Annotated in this window: 18 protein-coding genes; 13 read left to right on the forward strand and 5 right to left on the reverse strand. The window is 63.2% G+C overall.

The window, feature by feature from the left end; all coding sequences use genetic code 11:
• Positions 1 to 5: 5 nt before the first annotated feature.
• Positions 6 to 518, reverse strand: a complete 513-nt coding sequence (locus P9875_RS14525; protein ID WP_152598658.1) for a hypothetical protein — start codon at positions 516 to 518, stop codon at positions 6 to 8.
• 275 nt (positions 519 to 793) lie between these two features.
• Here P9875_RS14525 and P9875_RS14530 point away from each other — a divergent pair, with 275 nt between their 5' ends.
• Positions 794 to 1,435, forward strand: a complete 642-nt coding sequence (locus P9875_RS14530) for a hypothetical protein (RefSeq protein ID WP_278315697.1) — start codon at positions 794 to 796, stop codon at positions 1,433 to 1,435.
• 73 nt (positions 1,436 to 1,508) lie between these two features.
• On the opposite strand, the gene P9875_RS14535 is transcribed toward P9875_RS14530, so the two are convergent.
• Both P9875_RS14535 and P9875_RS14540 read right to left on the reverse strand, forming a co-directional pair.
• The gene (locus P9875_RS14535; RefSeq protein ID WP_278315698.1) at positions 1,509 to 1,886 is read right to left on the reverse strand and encodes a SirB2 family protein; all 378 of its coding nucleotides are present in this window, start codon (positions 1,884 to 1,886) and stop codon (positions 1,509 to 1,511) included.
• Between the two features lie 84 nt (positions 1,887 to 1,970).
• Complete coding sequence (locus P9875_RS14540; protein WP_278315699.1) at positions 1,971 to 2,417, reverse strand: GNAT family N-acetyltransferase; 447 nt, start codon at positions 2,415 to 2,417, stop codon at positions 1,971 to 1,973.
• Between the two features lie 282 nt (positions 2,418 to 2,699).
• On the opposite strand from P9875_RS14540, the gene P9875_RS14545 reads away from it, so the two are divergent.
• From P9875_RS14545 to P9875_RS14555, 3 genes are read left to right on the forward strand one after another with little or no spacing between them, the layout of a single operon-like run.
• A complete protein-coding gene (locus tag P9875_RS14545; RefSeq protein WP_099403460.1) occupies positions 2,700 to 3,944 on the forward strand; it encodes an MFS transporter in 1,245 nt (414 codons plus the stop codon).
• Complete coding sequence (locus P9875_RS14550; RefSeq protein ID WP_278315700.1) at positions 3,941 to 5,326, forward strand: NarK family nitrate/nitrite MFS transporter; 1,386 nt, start codon at positions 3,941 to 3,943, stop codon at positions 5,324 to 5,326. The genes P9875_RS14545 and P9875_RS14550 overlap by 4 nt, the downstream gene beginning before the upstream one ends.
• A gap of 56 nt (positions 5,327 to 5,382) precedes the next feature.
• Positions 5,383 to 6,078 (forward strand): carbonic anhydrase, encoded by a 696-nt coding sequence (locus tag P9875_RS14555; protein WP_077403725.1) that lies wholly within the window; start codon positions 5,383 to 5,385, stop codon positions 6,076 to 6,078.
• On the opposite strand, the gene P9875_RS14560 is transcribed toward P9875_RS14555, so the two are convergent.
• A complete protein-coding gene (locus tag P9875_RS14560) occupies positions 6,064 to 6,435 on the reverse strand; it encodes a hypothetical protein (RefSeq protein ID WP_034751248.1) in 372 nt (123 codons plus the stop codon). The two genes, P9875_RS14555 and P9875_RS14560, sit on opposite strands and share 15 nt — an antisense overlap.
• A 245-nt stretch (positions 6,436 to 6,680) precedes the next feature.
• On the opposite strand from P9875_RS14560, the gene P9875_RS14565 reads away from it, so the two are divergent.
• From P9875_RS14565 to P9875_RS14605, 9 genes are all read left to right on the forward strand, one after another.
• The gene (locus P9875_RS14565) at positions 6,681 to 10,379 is read left to right on the forward strand and encodes a nitrate reductase subunit alpha (RefSeq protein ID WP_278315701.1); all 3,699 of its coding nucleotides are present in this window, start codon (positions 6,681 to 6,683) and stop codon (positions 10,377 to 10,379) included.
• Position 10,380: 1 nt separating this feature from the next.
• A complete protein-coding gene (narH, locus tag P9875_RS14570; protein ID WP_034781611.1) occupies positions 10,381 to 11,931 on the forward strand; it encodes a nitrate reductase subunit beta in 1,551 nt (516 codons plus the stop codon).
• A gap of 21 nt (positions 11,932 to 11,952) precedes the next feature.
• Positions 11,953 to 12,609, forward strand: coding sequence for a nitrate reductase molybdenum cofactor assembly chaperone (narJ, locus tag P9875_RS14575; RefSeq protein WP_099403463.1), 657 nt, complete (start codon positions 11,953 to 11,955; stop codon positions 12,607 to 12,609).
• Positions 12,610 to 12,643: 34 nt separating this feature from the next.
• Positions 12,644 to 13,330 (forward strand): respiratory nitrate reductase subunit gamma, encoded by a 687-nt coding sequence (gene narI / locus P9875_RS14580; protein WP_046685050.1) that lies wholly within the window; start codon positions 12,644 to 12,646, stop codon positions 13,328 to 13,330.
• Between the two features lie 15 nt (positions 13,331 to 13,345).
• Positions 13,346 to 14,092, forward strand: a complete 747-nt coding sequence (locus P9875_RS14585) for a peptidylprolyl isomerase (RefSeq protein ID WP_278315702.1) — start codon at positions 13,346 to 13,348, stop codon at positions 14,090 to 14,092.
• 102 nt (positions 14,093 to 14,194) lie between these two features.
• Entirely contained in the window at positions 14,195 to 15,181 is a 987-nt protein-coding gene (gene moaA / locus P9875_RS14590; RefSeq protein ID WP_099403466.1) for a GTP 3',8-cyclase MoaA, read from the forward strand.
• A 26-nt stretch (positions 15,182 to 15,207) separates the two neighbouring features.
• The gene (locus tag P9875_RS14595) at positions 15,208 to 17,109 is read left to right on the forward strand and encodes a type IV pili methyl-accepting chemotaxis transducer N-terminal domain-containing protein (RefSeq protein WP_219308838.1); all 1,902 of its coding nucleotides are present in this window, start codon (positions 15,208 to 15,210) and stop codon (positions 17,107 to 17,109) included.
• A gap of 23 nt (positions 17,110 to 17,132) precedes the next feature.
• On the forward strand, positions 17,133 to 17,795 hold the full coding sequence (locus tag P9875_RS14600; protein WP_034781594.1) for a response regulator: 663 nt from the start codon (positions 17,133 to 17,135) through the stop codon (positions 17,793 to 17,795).
• A gap of 128 nt (positions 17,796 to 17,923) precedes the next feature.
• Positions 17,924 to 19,135, forward strand: a complete 1,212-nt coding sequence (locus tag P9875_RS14605) for an NnrS family protein (protein WP_278315703.1) — start codon at positions 17,924 to 17,926, stop codon at positions 19,133 to 19,135.
• Positions 19,136 to 19,142: 7 nt separating this feature from the next.
• On the opposite strand, the gene P9875_RS14610 is transcribed toward P9875_RS14605, so the two are convergent.
• Positions 19,143 to 19,268, reverse strand: coding sequence for a hypothetical protein (locus P9875_RS14610; protein WP_278315704.1), 126 nt, complete (start codon positions 19,266 to 19,268; stop codon positions 19,143 to 19,145).
• Positions 19,269 to 19,270 lie beyond the last annotated feature (2 nt).

The raw sequence follows: 19,270 nt of genomic DNA on the forward strand, positions 1-19,270 counted from the left end.
GTTTCTCAGAACGGCCGCTTGCCCACCATCGCCTCGATGCCGCGATAGTAGGTGAGCGGCCGTCCTATCGTCACGCCCATCAATGCCGCCGCCTGGATGATGTCGTTTGTATCGCGCCGGTACACGACCAGCGCATCCATTTCATCGGTGCCATTGCCGTCGATCTGGATCAGCTCATAGCCGCCTTCGTCCACGGCGCGCTGCGCCAGTTCCGTGTCCAGCCACTCGAAATAGGGCAGCGCGCTACCGCCGCTGTCCTTGAGCAGCGCGTACGGGAAGTCGGGGAATTCGTCGAACATGTCCTGGATCTGTTCGTGCAGTTCATCGAGCTTGTCGCTCGACGCCATATGGCCGGCCAGCTGCGAGAGCATTTCCACCGCATAGGCTTGCGCATCGCTGTCGATCCACTCGTCGCGCGGCGCGGAGGGAGCTTCGGTGATGGCGGCGACGGCGTCGTCGAGTTCCTCGCCTTCCAGGTCGCCGCAGGTCAGCTTGGTCAATAGTTCGGATAAAAGCATGGTTGCCTTTCAGGGGAGCGGCACGGCCACGGTGGCTGCCTTGTCGATGAAGTTGCCAATACTATCATTACCGTGCAGCTTGCCGCGTTCCGCAGAAGTCGTATGGCGTCCTTTGACTACTTGTCAACTAGACATTTTCGGGCCAGGCGGATACACTGAAAATATTTCCAATTAGCAATATTTATCTGGACTCATGCAGGCACAGGCGCGCTTGCCGTCCTTTGCCCTTTGCCCATCACTTGTGACCCATTTCTTCATTTTATTCAGGATCATCCATGTTTGTCCGAACCACCATGCTGCGCGCGCTGGCGTGCGCCGTCTTGCTGCCGGCGCTGTTGTCGGCCTGCGTCACCGGCCGCAATAGCGCGCCTGCGTTTACCTACAGGACACCCGACCTTGCCAAGGGCGTTGTCGTCGGCACCGTGTTCGAGAGCTCCGTCTTCGAGGCGCATGGCGCCAGGTTCGGCATCGTCAGCAGCGACCCTGCCGCCCTCGAGGGAAAAAGTCTGTGGTTATCCAGCCATGCTCCCGCCGGCCAGGTCGCCTTGCAGAATGTCTTGCCAAAAGTGCCTACGGGCAAGGGCAGCACCTTTGCGCTGCAGCTGACGCCGGGACGCTACAGCGTCATCATCTGGCTGCTTGACTATGGATTCAGGTCCAGGTACTCCGAATCGTCGCCGAAGCCGATCGAGTTTGACGTCGTTGCTGGCAAGGTCACCTACCTGGGACGTCTGGATGCCAACCGTTTCCTGCAAGTGGCTTCGATATACGACAATTTCGAGGAAGATATCGCTTACCTGAAGAAAAATCCCTTGCTGGCCAATGCCAGCATCGAGAACAAGGCGCTCGAGGTGCGTGAATGGTGGCTACAGGACGCCCTTGGCAAGGAAATTCAGGAAAGAAACCGCGCCAAATAAGCACCTGCAGGTCGCGCCGCGCACGCGTCACTCTGTACTGCAGGCGCGACCCTGCGCTACATTTTTTGCTGCATCAGAGCGGCCAGGCCTGTTTGGTCACGGCTACGGCGACGATGTAGGCGAAGACCAGCACGGCGCCCAAGAAGGCGGCGCCGCGCACGGCTGGCGTCTTGCCGCGTTTTAGCGCGATGGTGCCCAGCACGATGTAGGCCACCAGTGCGCACAGCTTGGCGGCCAGCCAGGGCTGGCTGCCCGGCGACTGGCCGCTCCAGATGGCCAGGGTGATGGCGCTGGCCAGCAGGGCCGTGTCGACCAGGTGCGGCAGGATTTTTACCCAGCGCTGCTGCAAGGCGGGCGAGGCGCGCAGCATCCAGGCGCCGCGCAAGAGGAAAAGCAAGCCGCTGGCGGCGGCGCAAGCCATGTGGAAATGCTTGAGGCTCAGATAATCCATATATGTATGCTGCCCTTATTGAGAGTGGCGCCAGCATAGCCGCCTTTGGCGCGCCGCGCCATACACCGTCGGGAGGAGACTGGCCTAAGGCAGGAATTTGACATACACGAGTTCCGGGTCTCCCTCGTCGAGATGGTCGATCTGGCCGCTGCGCACGAAGCCCGCGCTGGCGAACAGCTGTTGCGCGGCCAGGTTGGACTGGTTCGTCGACGTGAAAATTTTCCCTGTCCGGCACGCGTCTGCGGCGGCTGCCAGCAGGCGCAAACCCACGCCGCGCCGCTGCTGGCCGGCAGCGACCACCACCAGCGAGACAAAACCGTAGCCGAAGAAGTCGTCGTGCGTGAGGACATAGCCGGCCACCTGGCCGGCCCGGATGGCCACCTGGCATTGACCTTTGCCGACGGCGGCGCGTACGGCATCGCCCCGGCTGGCGTGCGCCTGCGCGTAGGCGTCGCAGGCCAGCATGGCTGCCACATCGCCAGGCAGCGCCGCGCGCGTGATGATGGTGTCTGTTGCGTGATTGTTCTGCATGCCGCTCCTTTTCTCCAGGCGCCGAGTGTGCCAAAAATACCTGCGTTTGTAAAACACCCGCCATCCAGCCTAGGTCCGCACCGCGCCATCTAGTCACTTTTGCCGATATGGCTATCCAGATTGCCTTTCCAGAATCACCCTGTGACCGATAGTGCCTTTCGACTCTGGCACGTAAGCTGGTCGGGACGGCTGGCCAGACGGCCAGTGCATTCATGGAGAAACATCGTGGCTACCCTAGATGGCACTAAGAACAACAGTAGTAACAAGGCAGTCGAACCCGGCATGCGGCGCAAGCAGGCGTCCGTGCTGATCAGCAGCACCTTCGCCTTCACCATCTGCTTTGCAGTCTGGATGATGTTTGCCGTGCTCGGCATCCCCATCAAGACCAGCCTGGGATTGACTGAAACACAATTCGGCCTGCTGGCCGCCATGCCCGTGCTGACGGGCTCCCTCGTGCGCGTGCCGCTGGGCATCTGGACGGACAAATACGGCGGACGCCGCGTCTTCTTCTGGCTGATGCTGGCCAGCGTCGTGCCGATCTACCTGATCTCCTACGCCACCGCCTACTGGCATTTCCTCGTGCTGGGCATGTTCGTGGGCCTGGCGGGCGGCTCGTTTTCCGTCGGCACGCCGTACGTGGCGCGCTGGTATGAAAAGGAGCGCCGCGGTCTGGCGATGGGCATCTTCGGCGCTGGTAACTCCGGTTCCGCGCTGACCAAGTTCGTCGCGCCCGGCATCGTCGCCGCCTTCGGCTGGCAGATGCTGCCCAAGGTGTATGCGGTGGCCATGCTGGCCACGGCCATCATCTTCTGGCTGTTTTCGTACACGGACAAATCGCACCTGGCGCCATCGGGCGAAAGTTTTACGGCGCAAATGAAGGTGCTGAAGGACCCGCGCGTGTGGCGCTATTGCCAGTACTACTCGGTGGTGTTCGGCGGCTACGTGGCGCTGGCGCTGTGGATGACGAAATACTACGTGGCCGAATACGGTTTTGATTTGAAGCACGCGGCGCTGCTGGCCGCCTGCTTCTCGCTGCCGGGCGGCGTGCTGCGCGCGTTTGGCGGCTGGATCTCCGACAAATACGGCGCGGCGAAAGTCACCTGGGCCGTGATGTGGGTGTGCTGGGTGTGCTTCTTCCTGCTGTCGTATCCGCAAACGCAGATGGTGATCGAGACCGTCACGGGGCCGCTGGCCATCCACATCGGCCTGTCTCCGCTGTGGTTCACCGTGCTGCTGTTCATCGTCGGCATCGCCATGGCCGTCGGCAAGGCGTCCGTCTTCAAGTTCATCGGCGATGACTTTTCCGACAACATCGGCGCCGTCTCGGGCGTGGTGGGCCTGGCCGGCGGCCTGGGAGGCTTCATCCTGCCCGTGATGTTCGGCGCCCTGGTGGACTTCACGGGCGTGCGTTCGAGCTCCTTCATGCTCTTGTACGGCACCGTCTGCGTTTCCCTCGTCTGGATGTATTTCTCGTTCAAGCCGCTGCGCGCGGCGACTATCCCTCAACCTGCAGGAGTTAAAGCATGAGCCGCTACATGATCAATACCTGGGAGCCGGAAACCCCGAGCTTCTGGCAAAACACGGGCAAGGCCACGGCCGCGCGCAATCTGTGGATATCGATTCCCGCGCTGCTGCTGGCGTTCGCCGTGTGGATGGTGTGGAGCGTGGTGGTGGTCAACCTGCCCAACATCGGTTTTACTTACAGTAACAACCAGCTGTTCTGGCTGACGGCCTTGCCGGGCCTGTCCGGCGCCACCTTGCGCATCTTTTATTCGTTCATGGTGCCGATCTTCGGCGGGCGCCGCTGGACGGCCATTTCCACGGGCTCGCTGCTGATTCCCGCCATCGGCATCGGCCTGGCCGTGCAGGACGTGAACACGGGCTATCCGACCATGCTGATCCTGGCCCTGCTGTGCGGCTTCGGCGGCGGCAATTTCGCCTCGTCGATGGCCAACATCAGCTTTTTCTATCCAAAGGCGAGCAAGGGCTTCGCGCTGGGCATGAATGCGGGCCTGGGCAACCTGGGCGTATCGGTGGTGCAGTTCGTCGTGCCGCTGGTGATCACGTTTGCCGTCTTCGGCGCCTGGGGCGGCGATTCGCTCACCTGGGTGAAAAATGGCGTGAGCAAGGACATGTGGCTGCAAAACGCGGGCTTCATCTGGGTGCCGTTCATCGCGCTGTCCACCTTGCTGGCCTGGTTCGGCATGAATGACCTGGCGTCGGCCAAGGCCTCGTTTTCCGAACAGGCCGTGATCTTCAAGCGCAAGCACAACTGGCTCATGTGCTGGCTGTACACAGGCACCTTCGGCTCCTTCATCGGTTACTCGGCCGCGTTTCCACTGCTGATCAAGATCCAGTTCCCCGACGTGAATCCGCTCGATTACGCCTTCCTCGGCCCCTTGGTCGGTGCCCTGGCGCGCGTGGCCGGCGGCGTGATTTCCGACAAACTGGGCGGCGCCCGCGTCACCCTGTGGTCCTTCCTCTTGATGATAGGCGCCGTGCTGGGCGTGCTGTACTTCATGCCGCAAGGCGGAGTGGGTGGCAGTTTCAATGGCTTCTTCTGGATGTTCATGCTGCTGTTCGCCGGCACGGGCGTCGGCAATGCGTCGACTTTCCGCATGATCCCCGTGATCTTTTTGACGGAACACCAGCGCGCTGCCGCCGGCAAGGGCAAGGCGGTGCAGGAGCAAGCCATCCTTGACGCCAACAAGGAAGGCGCCGCCGTCCTGGGTTTCACGTCGGCCGTGGCCGCGTATGGCGCCTTCTTCATCCCGAAAAGCTATGGCACCTCGATCGCGCTGACGGGCAGCCCCGACGCGGCCCTGTGGTGCTTCATCGGCTTTTATGTCAGCTGCATCGCGATCACCTGGTGGTGCTATGCGCGCAAGAATGCGGCGATGCCTTGCTAAAGTTGGAACGTCTGGCAAGTCGTTTTTGCCAGACGTTGAGGAAATGAAAGTATGTCATGGAAGAACTGGAAAAATTCGTCAACGGCTTCAGCCTGTTTCAGCAGCAGTATTTCAGCGAGCCGCAAACCTTGTATGACAGCCTGCGCGACGGGCAGCGGCCTTCGACCTTGCTGATCGGCTGCTGCGATTCGCGCGTCGATCCCATGCTGTTGACGGGCAGCGACCCGGGCGACATGTTCGTCGTGCGTAATATCGCCAACCTGGTGCCGCCGTGTACCCCGGACGCGCCGCCCGGCGTCAGTTCGGCCATCGAGTTCGCCGTCTGCAAGCTCGAAGTGGCCAGGGTCATCGTGCTCGGACATGCGCGCTGTGGCGGCATCCGCGCGCTGCTGGAACCGCAGCCGCGCGCGGAAGGGCAGGAAACGGACTTCGTTGGACAGTGGATGCGCATCGCCGAACCGGTGGCGCAGCGCGTGCGGCGCGAGCTGGCGCACCGCTCGTCAGCGGAACAGCACCACGCGTGCGAGCTGGCCAGCATCCTGCAGTCGCTGGACAACCTGCTCACCTACCCATGGCTGAAACGCCGGGTGGAGCAGGGATTATTGAAATTGCATGGATGGTATTTCGATATCGACAGCGGGGCGCTGATGGCGTATTCGGCGCGCCAGCAGCAGTTTTTGCCGCTGGTCTGTCCGATAGAAAGGGCGCGTCATTTGCATGAGCGCCCGTGGCCGGACTCAGCTAAAACGTAACAAATCCCCGCTGCGGTCAAACGCCAGCAGGCTGTCGATGCGGCCTTGCTCGATGGCCGTCACCATGGCGCGCAGGGGCGCTTCGCATTCCTGCGCCGCGGGCGGCTGGCCCTCGCGGCCCGCCAGTCCCGCCACGAAGACCACGTCCCAGTGCGTCTGCATCTGTTTCGACTCCTCCTTCAATGTCTCGAAGCTGTCCAGTTCCTCGGGCAGCTTGTCGGCGCACATCACGGGCGTGAGGGACTTGCCCTGGCCGCCAGGCTGGGCCTGCGCCTGGGTAAAGGTAAACAGCAGGCGTTGCGGCTGCTCCTGGTTGCGGGCGCTGCTCAGCAGGCTGGCGTAATCGGTAATCGGCATGGTGCTCTTTCTCTGTGTTGAACGATGACGACAGGTATACCGCAGCTCCGCCGCGCCGCCCATAGGCAATAGTGACTATCCGGGTGACTACGCGCCTATGCATTCCTGGTGCCGGAAACCGACTTCTTGCCAATACCGCCGGACGCGGCGCATCGATAGACTGTTTGTATCGACGCTTGAGCCATCCTGCTTGCAGCGTTTTTTAAGACCTGGCGCCGCTGTCGGCGGCGCAATGTGGAGGTAGCATGAGTCACTTTCTGGACCGCCTGAAATTTTTTAGCAAGCCCGCCGAGCCGTTTTCAAACGGCCATGGCACCGTGGTCGATGAAGACCGTACCTGGGAAAACGCCTACCGCCAGCGCTGGCAGCACGACAAGATCGTGCGCTCCACGCATGGCGTGAACTGCACCGGCTCGTGCAGCTGGAAGGTGTACGTCAAGAATGGCCTGATCACCTGGGAAACCCAGCAAACCGATTACCCGCGCACGCGGCCCGACCTGCCGAACCACGAACCGCGCGGCTGCCCGCGCGGCGCCAGCTATTCCTGGTACGTGTATTCGGCCCAGCGCGTGAAATACCCGATGGTGCGCGGCCGCCTGATGGAAATGTGGCGCGAAGCGCGCAAGACCATGGATCCCGTCACGGCCTGGGACTGGATCAGCCAGGACCCCGTGCGCTCGCAGCAGTACAAATCCATCCGCGGCCTGGGCGGCTTCGTGCGCGCCACGTGGGATGAATCGAATGAAATCATCGCCGCCGCGAATGCGCTGACGATCAAGAAATACGGCCCGGACCGCGTCGTCGGCTTCTCGCCGATTCCCGCCATGTCCATGGTCAGCTATGCCTCCGGCACGCGCTACCTGTCGCTGATCGGCGGCGTGGCCCTGAGTTTCTATGACTGGTACTGCGACTTGCCGCCGGCCAGCCCGCAAGTGTGGGGCGAGCAGACGGACGTGCCGGAATCGGCCGACTGGTACAACTCGACCTATCTGATGGTGTGGGGCTCGAACGTGCCGATGACGCGCACGCCGGACGCCCACTTCTACACGGAAGTGCGCTACAAGGGCACCAAAACCGTGGCCATCTCGCCCGACTACGGCGAAATGGTGAAGTTCGGCGACATCTGGCTGGCGCCGAAGCAGGGCACGGACGCCGCGCTGGCGCTGGCAATGGGCCACGTCATCCTCAAGGAATTCCACTCGGAAGGGCAGAGCGCCTACTTCCGCGACTACGCACGCCAGTACACGGACTTCCCCATGCTGGTGCTGCTCAAGGAACATAACGGCACCCTGGTGCCCGACTACTTCCTGCGCGCTTCGCACCTGGACAACAATCTCGACGAAACCAACAATCCGGAATGGAAAACCCTCGTCATTGACGAGACCACGGGCGCCATTACCGCGCCGGCCGGCTCCATCGGCTTCCGCTGGGGCGAGTCGGGCAAGTGGAATCTGGAACAGAAGGCCGGCGGCAGCGGCGAACCCATCGTGCCGATGCTCTCCATGATCAACGACAGCGACGCCGTCACGGAAGTGGGCTTTGCCTACTTCGGCGGCAAGGACGCATCCGACATGTTGCTGCGCAAAGTGCCGGTGAAAACCATCCGCCTGGCCGACGGCACGACGGGCCTCGTCACCACCGTGTTCGACCTGACCCTGGCCAACTACGGCATCGACCGTGGCCTCGGCGGCGCCAATGTCGCGGAAAGCTATGACGACGACGTGCCGTACACCCCCGCATGGCAAGAGAAGCACACGGGCGTGAAACGCGCCGACGTCATCACCGTGGCGCGCCAGTTCGCGGAAAACGCGGACCAGACACGCGGCAAGAGCATGGTCATCGTGGGCGCCGGCCTGAATCACTGGTACCACATGGACATGACCTACCGCGGCATCATCAACATGCTGATGATGTGCGGCTGTATCGGCCAGTCCGGCGGCGGCTGGGCCCATTACGTGGGCCAGGAAAAGCTGCGTCCGCAAACGGGCTGGACGCCATTGGCCTTCGCCCAGGACTGGGTGCGTCCGATGCGCCAGATGAACGGCACCTCGTTCTTCTATGCCCACACGAGCCAGTGGCGCCACGAAAAGCTGGAAACGGGCGACATCGCCTCGCCATCGGCCGCAGGCGGCACGGGCGACCTGACCCTGCTCGACTACAACGCCAAGGCCGAGCGCATGGGCTGGCTGCCATCGGCGCCGCAGCTGCAAACGAATCCGCTGGAAGTGGCCAAGGCCGCCAAGGCGGCAGGGCAGGCGCCGGCCGCGTATGCGCTCGACCAGATCAAGGAGGGCCAGCTGCAGTTTTCGTGCGACGACCCGGACAATCCGGCCAACTTCCCGCGCAATATGTTTGTCTGGCGCTCGAATATCCTCGGCAGCTCGGGCAAGGGCCACGAGTACTTCCTGAAGTACCTGCTCGGCACGCAGAATGGCTTGCTCAGCGACGAAGACGATTGCATCACGCCGAAACAGGTGAAAGTGCGCCCGGCCGCCGAAGGCAAGCTCGATCTGCTGGTGGTGCTGGACTTCCGCATGTCGACCACCTGCCTGTATGGCGACGTGGTGCTGCCGACTGCCACCTGGTATGAAAAAGACGACTTGAACACGTCGGACATGCATCCGTTCATTCACCCGCTGTCCGAAGCCGTACAGCCGCTGTGGCAATCGAAGTCGGACTGGGAAATCTACAAAGGGCTGGCCGAGAAATTCTCGGAAATCGGCGGCGAGCTGCTGGGCACCCAGCAAGACATCATCCTCACGCCGCTGATGCACGACACGCCGGGTGAACTGGGTCAGCCTTTCGATCCCAAGGACTGGCGCGCCGGCGAATGCGACGCCATTCCCGGCAAGACCATGCCGAACATGACGGTGGTCGAGCGCAATTACCGCGACGTCTACAAGAAGTTCACCTCGATCGGCCCGCTGCTGGAAACCATCGGCAACGGCGGCAAGGGCATTTCCTGGAAAACGGGGCATGAAGTCGAGGTCCTGCGCGGCATCAACCGCACGGTGCTGGAAGAAGGCGTGTCGCAGGGCCAGCCGCGCCTCGATACGGCCATCGATGCGGCCGAGATGATTCTGTCGCTGGCGCCGGAAACGAATGGCCACGTGGCCGTGAAAGCCTGGGCCGCGCTGTCCGCCATCACGGGACGCGAGCATACGCATCTGGCGCTGCCGCGCGAGCATGACAGCATCCGCTTCCGCGATGTGCAGGCGCAGCCGCGCAAGATCATTTCCTCGCCGACGTGGTCGGGCCTGGAAAGCGAAGAAGTCAGCTACACGGCCGGCTATACCAACGTGCATGAACTGATCCCTTGGCGCACCCTGACGGGCCGCCAGCAGTTTTACCAGGATCACCTGTGGATGCGCGATTTTGGCGAAGGACTGTGCGTGTACAAGCCGGCCATCAACACGAAGACGACGGAAGCGCTGCTGGGCACCAAGCCGAACGGCAACAAGGAACTGGCGCTGAACTTCCTTACACCGCACCAGAAGTGGGGCATCCACTCCACGTATTCGGACAACCTGCGCATGCTGACCCTGTCGCGTGGCGGACCGCACGTGTGGCTGTCGGAAACGGACGCGCAGACGGCCGGCATCGTCGACAACGACTGGATCGAGGTCTTCAACGTGAATGGCAGCCTGACGGCGCGTGCCATCGTCAGCCAGCGCATCCCGGCCGGCATGACGATGATGTATCACGCCCAGGAAAAGATCATCAACGTGCCTGGCGCGGAGATGACGGGCAAGCGGGGCGGCATCCATAACTCGGTGACGCGCGCCGTGCCCAAGCCGACGCACATGATCGGCGGCTACGCCCAGCTGGCGTACGGCTTCAATTACTACGGCACGGTGGGCTCCAACCGCGATGAATTCGTATTGGTGCGCAAGATGAACAAGGTTGACTGGCTCGAAGGCCCGTTGCAGGAAGAAGGAGCATAGTATGAAAATCAGAGCGCAAATCGGCATGGTGCTGAACCTGGACAAGTGCATCGGCTGCCACACTTGTTCCGTCACCTGCAAGAACGTATGGACCAGCCGCGACGGCGTCGAGTACGCATGGTTCAACAACGTGGAAACCAAACCCGGCATCGGCTATCCGAAGCAGTGGGAAAACCAGGACAAGTGGAATGGCGGCTGGCGCCGCACGGATGCGGGCAAGATCGAGCCGCGCCAGGGCAGCCGTCTGAAAATTCTGGCGAATATCTTCGCCAACCCGAACCTGCCCGCCATCGACGAGTACTACGAGCCGTTCACCTACGACTACGAGCACCTGCAAAGCGCGCCGCTGTCGCAGACGCCGCCGACGGCCCGTCCGATCTCCGTGCTGACGGGGAAAAAGATGGAAAAAATCGAGTGGGGTCCGAACTGGGAAGATGACCTGGGCGGCGAGTTTGCCCAGCGCAGCAAGGATAAACTGTTCGACAACATGCAGAAGGAGATGTACGGCACGTTTGAAAACACCTTCATGATGTACTTGCCGCGTCTGTGCGAGCATTGCCTCAATCCGACGTGCGTGGCGTCGTGCCCATCCGGCTCCGTGTACAAGCGCGAAGACGACGGCATCGTGCTGATCGACCAGGACAAGTGCCGCGGCTGGCGCATGTGCATCTCCGGTTGCCCGTACAAGAAGATTTACTACAATTGGTCGTCCGGCAAGGCGGAGAAGTGCACCTTCTGCTTCCCCCGCATCGAGGCGGGCCAGCCTACCGTGTGCTCGGAAACGTGCGTGGGCCGCATCCGCTACCTGGGCGTGCTGCTGTACGACGCAGACAAGATCGAGGCCGCCGCCTCCGTGCCGCAAGAGCAGGACCTGTACCAGGCGCAGCTCGACCTGTTCCTCGATCCGCACGACCCGGCCATCATCGCCGAGGCGCGCCGCCAGGGCATTCCCGACCTGTGGCTGGAAGCGGCCGTCAAGTCGCCCGTCTACAAGATGGCCGTCGAGTGGAAAGTGGCGTTCCCGCTGCATCCCGAATACCGCACCTTGCCGATGGTGTGGTACGTGCCACCGCTGTCGCCGATCCAGGCGGCCGCCGAATCGGGCAAGCTGGGCGTGAACGGCATGCTGCCGGACACGCAAAGCCTGCGCATTCCGGTGCAGTACCTGGCCAATTTGCTGACGGCCGGCGACCAGCCGCCCATCGTCACGGCGCTGGACCGCATGCTGGCCATGCGTGCCTACATGCGCAGCAAGACCGTCGAGAAGGTGGAAAACCTCACGGTCCTGAAACAGGTGGGATTGACCAAGGCGCAGGTGGAGGACATGTACCACATCATGGCCATCGCCAATTACGAAGACCGCTTCGTCATCCCCAGCAGCCACAAGGAAATGGCCGAGGACAGCTTCAACGAGAAGGGTTCGTGCGGCTTCAGTTTCGGCAACGGCTGCTCGGACGGCACCAGCGAACCGACCTTGTTCGGCAAGAAAAAACACGGTTCGGCCATCTTCATGCAGATGCCGAAGTCGCGCAAAACGGCGCCAGGCGCTTAAGGAGCTGATATGGAACACGCTATGCATCACTACCAAATCCTCTCGCGCCTGCTGCTGTATCCCGAGCCCGAGCTGATCGCCCACCTGCCGCAGCTGGACGCCGCGCTGGCGGCGGTGCCGGAACAGCACGCGCTGCTGCGGCCCTTGCTGGCGCACCTGGAAAGCAGCAGCCTGATCGACCTGCAGCAGCAGTACGTGGCCACGTTCGACCGCAATCCGTCGCACTCGCTGCATCTGTTCGAGCATATCCACGGCGAATCGCGCGACCGGGGTCAGGCCATGGTCGACCTGATGGAGGAGTACAAGCGCCACGGCCTGCAAATGGTGGGCGACGACTTGCCCGACTTCGTGCCGCTGTTCCTGGAATTCCTCGCGCAGCTCGACGAGGCAGTCTCGGCGCCACTGCTGGGCGACGCCGTCCACGTGCTGGCGCACATCGGCCGCAAGCTGACGGCCAACGGCAGTCCGTATGCGCCCGTCTTCACCGTGCTCGAACGCCTGAGCCCCGTGGCGGCGGAAATGCTGGCCGAACCGCCGGTGCGCGACATGGATGAAGCGCTGGAAACCTTCGGTCCCGGTGCGGACGGCGTCGAGCCGCTGCTGCGCCAAGGTCCGGCCCAGGTTCCGGGCGGCGTCCATCCCGTGCATTTTCACCCGCAGCCGCGGCGCGCTGCTTAATTGGCCGCTTGCGCCCGCATGAGGAGAGTACATCATGAGTAATTATTTGCATCAATTTGTGTATGGCATTTATCCATACATCGCGCTGGCCATCTTTTTCCTGGGTAGCCTGATCCGTTTCGACCGCGAGCAATACACGTGGAAGTCCGATTCCAGCCAGTTGCTGCACCGCGGCAGCCTGCGCCTGGGCAATATCCTGTTCCACATCGGCATCATCGGCCTGCTGTTCGGTCATGCGGCCGGCTTGCTCACCCCCGTCTGGGTGTGGGATACCCTGGGCGTGTCCCACAGCCTGAAACAGGGCGTGGCCATGGCGGCCGGCGGCGTGATGGGCGGCCTGTGCCTGGTCGGCATCCTGATCCTGCTGGTGCGCCGCTTCAGTAACGACCGGCTGCGCGCCGTCACCACGGCCGGCGACAAGCTGGTGATGCTGTGGATTTTGCTGACCTTGCTGTTGGGGCTGTCGTCGATCTTTGTCTCGGCGTCGCACATGGATGGCCACATGATGGTCTTGCTGATGAACTGGGCGCAGCACATCGTGACCTTCCGCGGTGACGCGGCCAGCTTCATCGTCGATGCGCCGCTGGTGTTCAAGCTGCACCTGTTCATGGGCATGTCGCTGTTCGTCATCTTCCCGTTCACCCGTCTGGTGCACGTGTGGAGCGGCTTTGGCGCCATCGGATATCTGGGCCGTGCCTATCAATTAGTTCGCCGCCGCTAAGAAAGGAGCTACATCATGGGAATCTCCGTCAATGGCATCGATATCGACGATGCCGACATCGCGCAGGAACTGCCGCATCACGACGGTGCCGGCAATCCGCTGAAACAGGCCGTGCATGAACTGGTGCTGCGCCGGCTGCTGCTGGAAGAAGCCGACCGCCTCGGCGTGCAGGGCGGCAGTATTGATGACCGCATCGAAGCGCTGTTCGCGCAGGAAGTGCGCGTGCCGCCCGCCGACGATGCGGCTTGCCGCACCTTTTATGCGCAGCGCCCGCAGCTGTTTTGCAGCGGGGCGCTGGTCGAGGCGCGCCACATCCTGTTCCAGGTGACGCCCGAGGCGCCCTTGGAACTGCTGCGCACGACGGCGCAGGCCGTGCTCGACGCCTTGAAACTGGCACCCGAACGCTTCGGCGAACTGGCGGAGCAGTATTCGAACTGCCCGTCGGGCGCCCTTGGGGGGAACCTGGGCCAGCTGTCGCCGGGCCAGAGCGTGCCGGAATTCGACGCGCTGCTGTTCCGCCTGGAAGAGGGCGCGCTGGCCGGCCATTTGCTGGAAACGCGCTTCGGCTACCACATCGTGCAAGTGCTGCGCCGGGTCGAAGGCCAGGCCATCGCCTACGAGGCCGTGCAGGCGCAGATCGCCGACCGCCTGTCGCGCGCCGCGTGGCAGCGCGCCGTGCACCAGTATCTGCACTTGCTGGTGGGGCGCGCCGAGATCGCCGGCATCGAGCTCGAAGGCACGGCCAGTCCGCTGGTTCAGTAGGTAGAAGTGCGTAGGCCGAAAGGCGTAGGCCGCTAGGCCTTCTGGGGCACAGCCAGATCGTGCCCCAGCCTTTACAATCACGAAAGAATCAGGAGTAGCGTCATGGGTAGCGTCAAGTTGCAGGACCGTTTTGGCCGTTCGATCGATTATGTGCGGCTGTCCGTCACCGACCGCTGCGACTTGCGCTGCAGTTATTGCATGCCCAAGGGCTTTCGCGGCTTCGAGGAGCCGAAGGACTGGCTGACGTTCGACGAGATCGAGCGCCTGATGGGCATCTTCGTTCGCCTCGGCACGCGCCGCGTGCGCCTGACGGGTGGCGAACCGCTGTTGCGGCGCAACCTGCCGGAACTGGCGCGCAAGCTGACGGCGCTGCCTGGCCTGCAGGACTTGTCGCTGTCGACCAACGCCACCCAACTGGGCAAGCACGCCGTGGCCTTGCGCGCGGCGGGCGTGGACCGCATCAACGTCAGCCTCGATTCGCTGGACCGCGCCTGCATGCAGCAGATCACGGGGCGCGACAGCCTGCAGCCGATTCTCGATGGCCTGATGGCGGGCAAGGCGGCCGGTTTCGACCCGATCAAGATCAATATGGTGGCCATGCGCGGCATCAATGACGGCCAGATCGAGGCCATGGCGGCGTTTTGCATCGAGCAGCAGTTCATCCTGCGCCTGATCGAAGCCATGCCGATGGGCAGTACGGGCCGCAATGCCAGCTACATGCCGCTCGGTCCCGTGCGTGAGCGCCTGGCGGCCCGTTTTGGCCTGGTGCCGCAGGCGCAGGAATTGGGCGGCGGACCGGCGCGCTATATGGCGACAGCCGATGGCCGTTCGAGCATCGGTTTTATTACGCCCATGTCGCAGCATTTTTGCGCCAGTTGCAACCGCGTGCGCCTGTCCGTCGATGGTACCCTGTATTTGTGCCTGGGCCAGGAAGAGAAATTCGCCCTCGGCCCCATGCTGCGCGGCGGGGCCACGGATGCGGAGATCGAAGCGGCGATCCGCGCCGCCATCGAACTCAAGCCGCAGCAGCATGATTTCAATACGCAGCCAGACAAGATTATCCGTTTTATGGCCCAAACCGGAGGCTGAACGGGGCGGTGCCAAGTAAAGGGTGTATGAAATTTAAAGCGATGTTTTCCTCCTGGCAGAAGCTGTCGACCAAGATCGTCGGCGCGCTGCTGCTCATGCTGGTGCTGGCCCTGAGCGCCATCGGCTGCACCCTGTTTTTGTCGTGGCAGCTCGAAGGCAGTTCGGCCGCCATCAACGAGACGGGCCGGCTGCGCATGCAGACCTACCGCCTGACCCTGCTGCTTGCCAGCGACGCCCGCGAGCAGGCGCGCCAGCAAGTGCTGCTGATTGACGAGACCCTGGCCAAGATCGGCCACGGCGACCCGCAGCGCCCCCTGTTCCTGCCGCCCAGCACGGCCATCAAGTCCGAATTCGAACGCATCGGCACTGCCTGGCGCGGCGCCTTGCGCCCGGCCGCGCTGGCCGCCGATTCCACCGCGCGCGCGCGCCAGTTCGAGCATGACGCCGACACCTTTGTGGGCCAGGTCGATCAACTGGTGCGCCTGATCGAGCACGATAGCGAACAGCGCACCTTCTGGCTGCGCGCCTCGCAACTGATCCTCGTCGGCATGGCCGTCATCGGCACGGTCAGCATGATTTACCTGATGTTCATGCTCATCATCGAGCCCGTCACGCGCCTGCGCCTGGGCATGCAGCGCATGAAGGAACGCGATTTCAGCGTGCGCCTGGCCGTCGAAAGCAATGACGAATTCGGCCAGCTGGCCAGTGGCTTCAACCAGATGGCCGACCGCCTGCAGGCGCTGTACGGCAACCTGGAAGAGGGCGTGCGCAGCAAGACGGCCACGCTCGAATACCGCAACCGCGAACTGGCCTTGCTGTACGAAAGCGCCGCTTTCCTGCAGCGCCCGCAGCCCCTGGAAGACATTTGCGGCGGCTTCATGCAGCGCATCGTCGACTATTTCGAGGCCGACGGCTCCACCGTGCGCGTGCTCGACGCCGAGCGGGGCAACCTGCACATGGTGGTGCATACGGGCCTGTCCGAGGAGCTGGTGGCGTCCGAGCACTGCCTGAAGGTGGGCGACTGCCTGTGCGGCACGGCCGTCGAAATGAAGGTGGCGAAGGTGCACGACATGCGCCGCATCGACAAGGCGCACGAGCTGCGCTGCCACCGCGAAGGCTTTGCCACCGTCTCCGTCTTCCATATCCATGCGCACGAACAGCACCTGGGCTTCTTCAACCTGCATTTCCGCCATGCGCGCGTGTTTTCCGCGCGCGAACTGGCCTTGCTCGAAACCCTGGGCCAGCTGCTGGGCATCGCGCTGGAAAACCTGCGCCTGGCCGCGCGCGAACGCGAAATGGCCATTTCCGAAGAGCGCAATCTGGTGGCACAGGGCCTGCACGACAGCATCGCGCAAAGCCTCAATTTCCTCAACCTGCAAGTGCAGATGCTCGACGACTCGGTGCGCAACGCGCGTTTCGACGAGGTGGCGGGCATCGTGCCGGCCCTGCATGCGGGCGTGAAGGAAAGCTATGAAGACGTGCGCGAATTGCTGGCCAACTTCCGCAGCCGATTGATGGAGGATGATTTGATCGGCTCCCTGCGCGCGGCGGTGGACAAATTCCGCCGCCAGACGGGCATCGAGGCCGATCTGCTGGCTGACGTCGACGGCGCGCCATTCCCCCGCGAGCAGCAATTGCAGTTATTATTCATCGTGCAGGAAGCGCTGTCGAACATCCGCAAGCACGCCCAGGCCAGCCACGTCGAAGTGCGCCTCGCCGATCACCAGGATTTTACGCTGACGATCAGCGATAATGGCGTTGGCTTCGACGCTGCCGCCGTGCTGGAAAAGGGCGACAGCCATGTCGGCATCCATATCATGCGCGAGCGCGCGCAGCGCATCGAGGCCACGTTCGACGTGCATGCCTGCCAGGGCGGCGGCACCACGGTCGAACTGCACCTGTCGCGCGAGCAGCGCCGCGCCGCCTGAGTAACTACCTGAAAGTATAAAAAATGGAGACACCCGATAAACCGATCACCGTCATGCTGGTGGACGACCACGCGCTGTTCCGCAGCGGCATACGCTCGCTGCTGCAGCGGCACACGGACTTTTCCGTCGTGGGCGAGGCGGCCGATGGCGTGGAAGGCATCAAGCGCGCCATCCAGCTGCAGCCCGACGTGGTGCTGCTGGACCTGAACATGGCCGGCATGTCCGGCGTGGAAGCGCTGCAGCTGATGCAGCACGACTGCCCCGATACGGCCATCGTCATGCTGACCGTGTCGGAAGACGCGGAAGACCTGGCGACGGCCCTGCGCGCGGGCGCCTGCGGTTACCTGATCAAGAATATCGACGCCGACTACCTGGTGCGCGCCATCCGCCGCGCGGCGGCCGGCGAAGTGGTCATCGCCGAAGCCATGACGGGCAAGCTGGTGGCGCAGCTGCAGGCGGGCACGCGGCGCGAGGAACCCGTGTCGGAACTGGACAAGCTCACGCCGCGCGAAAAGGAAATCATCGATTGCCTGTCGCGCGGCGAGAGCAACAAGGGCATCGCCCGCACTCTCGACCTGGCCGAAAGCACGGTCAAGATCCACGTGCAGAACGTGCTGAAAAAACTCAACCTCACCAGCCGCGTGCAGGCGGCCGTGTATGCGGTCGAGCACCGCCAGGGCAAATAGCCCGAGTCGGGGTCTGACCCGCCGGGCCGGACCCCATGGCGATTATCTCTCTCTAGTCCTTTTTGCCGATGGATGTCCTTGCGCTTTTAAAGTAGTATATGGAATATATCTTTAAAAGCGAGCCCATCATGGCCATTACCCCGATCAGCGAACCTTCCCCACCTTCCACGACGGCAGGCGCCGCCCCCTGGCATGCGCGCCACGCCGTCTGGCAACTGGGTTTTCGCCCGTTTTATCTGCTGGCGGCCGCGTTCGCGGCCCTCGGTATTCCCCTGTGGCTGGCCAGCTATGCGGGCTGGCTGACGGGCGGCTTGCAGGTGGGGCTGGGCTGGCATATGCATGAAATGGTGTTCGGCTTCGCGCTGGCCGTCGTCGTAGGCTTTTTGTACACGGCAGGGCGCAACTGGACGGGCTTGCCCACGCCGCACGGCGCGCAGCTGATGGCGCTGGCGGCGTTGTGGCTGGCGGGGCGCATCGCCATGCTGTGCGCTCCCGGCCTGTTGCCGGCGCTGGTCGACTGGCTGTTCCTGCCGCTGGCCGCCTGGCCCTTGTACCTGGTGCTGCGCCGCTCGGGCAATACGCGCAACCTGTTCCTTGTCGGTTTGCTGGCCTTGCTGGCGCTGGCCAATGGCCTGTTCCACGCGGCCGTGCTGGGCTGGTTGCCGCTGTCGCTGTTCCTGCCCGTGCAGGCGGCCATCTTCATCATCGTGCTGATCGAATCGGTGATCGGCGCGCGCGTGATCCCCATGTTCACCCGCAATGGTGCACCTGGCAGCTCACCCGTGGCCAGCCCGAAGCGCGCGCTGGTCGCCGTGGCCTGCATGGCGGCTGCCGCGATCGCGTGGCTGGCTGGTGCGCCGGCCTGGCTGACGGCGCCGCTGGCCCTCGTGGCAAGCGGCGTGTCGCTGGCCAACCTGCTGGCCTGGCAGCCGCAGCGCACGCTGCGCGTGCCGCTGCTGTGGATATTGCACCTGTCGTATGCGTGGATCGGCATCGGCTTCGCGCTGCTGGCGGCCGCCAGCCTGGGCCTGCTGCCGGTCAGCGCCGCCTTGCACGCGCTGACCGTGGGCTCGATGGCGGGCCTGATCATCGGCATGATGACGCGCACCACGCTGGGCCACACGGGACGTGCGCTCAAGGGTGGCAGGGCGGAGGCGGCGATGTACTGGCTGATCCAAGTGGGCGCGCTGGCGCGCCTGCTGGCCGCCGTCGGTCCCGCTACGCTGGCCATGCCGCTGCTGCTGGCGGCTGGCGCCTGCTGGTCGCTGGCCTTTGGCCTGTATGCGTGCGTGTATGCGCCCTACCTGTGGCGCGCGAGGGTGGATGGCCGCGAAGGCTAGGCCAGGGTCAGGAAGGGCGCCAGCTTATCAGTTCCCTGATTTCCGGCGCCCAGTAGGACAGCGAATCGCCCACGACGAAGAGCAGCAGGGCCAGCATGATGGCCTTCAGCAGCAAATCCCTGCACCAGATCATAG

Source organism: Janthinobacterium rivuli, assembly GCF_029690045.1.
GTDB classification, from domain to species: Bacteria; Pseudomonadota; Gammaproteobacteria; order Burkholderiales; family Burkholderiaceae_D; genus Janthinobacterium; species Janthinobacterium rivuli.

Coding starts and splice junctions, on each gene's coding strand:
- P9875_RS14545 (WP_099403460.1), top strand. CDS start 2,700: ATGCGGCGCAAGCAGGCGTCCGTGCTGATCAGCAGCACCTTCGCCTTC.
- P9875_RS14610 (WP_278315704.1), bottom strand. CDS start 19,268: ATGATCTGGTGCAGGGATTTGCTGCTGAAGGCCATCATGCTGGCCCTG.
- narI (WP_046685050.1), top strand. CDS start 12,644: ATGAGTAATTATTTGCATCAATTTGTGTATGGCATTTATCCATACATC.
- narJ (WP_099403463.1), top strand. CDS start 11,953: ATGCATCACTACCAAATCCTCTCGCGCCTGCTGCTGTATCCCGAGCCC.
- P9875_RS14555 (WP_077403725.1), top strand. CDS start 5,383: ATGGAAGAACTGGAAAAATTCGTCAACGGCTTCAGCCTGTTTCAGCAG.
- P9875_RS14565 (WP_278315701.1), top strand. CDS start 6,681: ATGAGTCACTTTCTGGACCGCCTGAAATTTTTTAGCAAGCCCGCCGAG.
- moaA (WP_099403466.1), top strand. CDS start 14,195: ATGGGTAGCGTCAAGTTGCAGGACCGTTTTGGCCGTTCGATCGATTAT.
- P9875_RS14560 (WP_034751248.1), bottom strand. CDS start 6,435: ATGCCGATTACCGATTACGCCAGCCTGCTGAGCAGCGCCCGCAACCAG.
- P9875_RS14535 (WP_278315698.1), bottom strand. CDS start 1,886: ATGGATTATCTGAGCCTCAAGCATTTCCACATGGCTTGCGCCGCCGCC.
- P9875_RS14525 (WP_152598658.1), bottom strand. CDS start 518: ATGCTTTTATCCGAACTATTGACCAAGCTGACCTGCGGCGACCTGGAA.
- P9875_RS14530 (WP_278315697.1), top strand. CDS start 794: ATGTTTGTCCGAACCACCATGCTGCGCGCGCTGGCGTGCGCCGTCTTG.
- narH (WP_034781611.1), top strand. CDS start 10,381: ATGAAAATCAGAGCGCAAATCGGCATGGTGCTGAACCTGGACAAGTGC.
- P9875_RS14550 (WP_278315700.1), top strand. CDS start 3,941: ATGAGCCGCTACATGATCAATACCTGGGAGCCGGAAACCCCGAGCTTC.
- P9875_RS14605 (WP_278315703.1), top strand. CDS start 17,924: ATGGCCATTACCCCGATCAGCGAACCTTCCCCACCTTCCACGACGGCA.
- P9875_RS14540 (WP_278315699.1), bottom strand. CDS start 2,417: ATGCAGAACAATCACGCAACAGACACCATCATCACGCGCGCGGCGCTG.
- P9875_RS14600 (WP_034781594.1), top strand. CDS start 17,133: ATGGAGACACCCGATAAACCGATCACCGTCATGCTGGTGGACGACCAC.
- P9875_RS14595 (WP_219308838.1), top strand. CDS start 15,208: ATGAAATTTAAAGCGATGTTTTCCTCCTGGCAGAAGCTGTCGACCAAG.
- P9875_RS14585 (WP_278315702.1), top strand. CDS start 13,346: ATGGGAATCTCCGTCAATGGCATCGATATCGACGATGCCGACATCGCG.